Raw genomic sequence first — 1,872 nt, 5'->3', positions numbered from 1 at the left:
GATGATCATGACCTTCTTCGGCAAGCGGCGGTGGGCCGACGACGCGCACCCGCACGAGTCGCCATCGGTGATGACCGGTCCGATGATCGTGCTCGCGTTCGGGTCGGTCTTCGCCGGCGGATTGCTGGCGGTGGGCGGCACGCTCGAGCACTGGCTGGCCCCCGTGCTGGGCGAGTCCACCTCGCAGGGCCCGAGCCTGATCGACCACACCCTGCTCACGATCGTCACCCTTGTCGTGGTGGCGATCGGTGCCGGCCTGGCGATCTACTTCTTCCGTACGGCGGTGCCGGCGACGGCCCCGGCCAACGTCTCGCCGGTCACCGTCGCCGCCCGGCGCAACCTCTACGGCGACGCGTTCAACGAGACGGTTTTCGCCCGGCCGGGGGAGTGGCTCTCCCGGGCCCTGGTCTTCTTCGACAACCGCGGGGTCGACGGCCTGGTCGGTGGGATCGGGGCGACCATGGGCGGCAGTTCGGCGCGGCTTCGTCGCCTGCAGACCGGCTTCGTACGCTCCTATGCACTGTCCATGCTCGGCGGATCGGTAATCCTGGTGGGAGCACTGTTGGCTGTGAGGTTCGGGTGAGCGGCTTCTGGCTGATAGCGCTTGGTGCGGTCCCGTTGGTGGGGTCGGTCGCCGTCGCCGCGCTGCCCTCCGCCCGGGAGAAGGCGATCAAGCAACTGACGCTGGCCTTCACGCTGGCGACGCTCGTCGTCGGGATCATCGTCGCGGCGCAGTACCACCCGTCCGGCCCGCGGTTCCAGGGCACGCTGTCCTACTCGTGGATCAAGCCCTTCGGGGTGAGCTTCGCGGTCGGCATCGACGGCATCGCGCTGGTGATGCTGCTGCTCATCGTGGTGCTGCTGCCGGTGGTCGTCATCGCGGCCTGGAACGACGAGACCCCGGGCAACCGCAGCCCGAAGGCGTTCTTCGCCTGGCTGCTGGCGCTCGAGGTGATGATGGTCGGGGTCTTCGTGGCCACCGACGTCTTCCTCTTCTACGTGTTCTTCGAAGCGATGCTCGTGCCGATGTACTTCCTCATCGGCGGCTTCGGCGGGCCGCGCCGGCAGTACGCCGCGATGAAGTTCTTCGTCTACAGCCTGCTCGGCGGCCTGGTCATGCTGGCCGCGGTGATCACGCTGTACTTCGCCAGCCCCAGCCACTCGTTCGCCTTCGCCAAGCTGGTGGGCAACGTCGACCCGGGCTACCAGAAGCTGCTCTTCCTCGGCTTCTTCTTCGCCTTCGCGATCAAGGCGCCGCTGGTGCCCTTCCACACCTGGCTGCCCGACGCCGGCTCGGAGGCGCCGATCGGTGGCGCCGTACTGCTCGTCGGCGTCCTGGACAAGGTCGGCATCTTCGGCTTCCTGCGCTACTGCCTGCCGCTCTTCCCGGACGCGTCGCGCTACTTCGCGCCCCTGGTCCTTGTCTTAGCGGTCATCGGGATCCTCTACGGCGCGATCGTCGCGGTCGGCCAACGCGACATGAAACGGCTGGTCGCCTACACCTCGATCGCGCACTTCGGCTTCATCGCGCTGGGCGTCTTCGCGTTCACGTCGCAGGGCGGCTCAGGCGCGGTGCTCTACATGGTCAACCACGGGCTGGCGACCGGTCTGCTCTTCATCATCGTCGGGATCCTGATCACCCGGGGCAAGAGCCGACTCATCGGTGACTACGGCGGCGTCGGACAGGTGACGCCGTGGATGTCGGGCATCTTCCTCTTCGCCGGGCTGGCCGCCCTCGCCCTGCCGGGCCTGTCCACCTTCGTCGGCGAGTTCCTCACCCTGCTGGGCACCTTCACCGTGCACCGCACCTACGCGGTGCTGGGCACCATCGGGATGATCTTCGCGGCGCTCTACGTGCTGTGGATGTACCAG

Annotated in this window: 1 protein-coding gene and 1 pseudogene; both read left to right on the top strand. The window is 67.6% G+C overall.

What is annotated here, in order from left to right; all coding sequences use genetic code 11:
* Positions 1-583: pseudogene (locus WAO18_RS17210) on the top strand (NADH-quinone oxidoreductase subunit L); the annotation flags it as partial.
* The coding region (locus WAO18_RS17205) for an NADH-quinone oxidoreductase subunit M (protein ID WP_422207446.1) at positions 580-1,872 on the top strand (1,293 nt) is incomplete at its 3' end. The pseudogene WAO18_RS17210 and the gene WAO18_RS17205, both read left to right, overlap by 4 nt.

The organism is Mycobacterium sp., assembly GCF_049278535.1.
GTDB lineage: Bacteria > Actinomycetota > Actinomycetes > Mycobacteriales > Mycobacteriaceae > Mycobacterium.
Note: the sequence above shows the minus strand (reverse complement) of the source record. Positions and strands in the feature narration are given on the sequence as shown.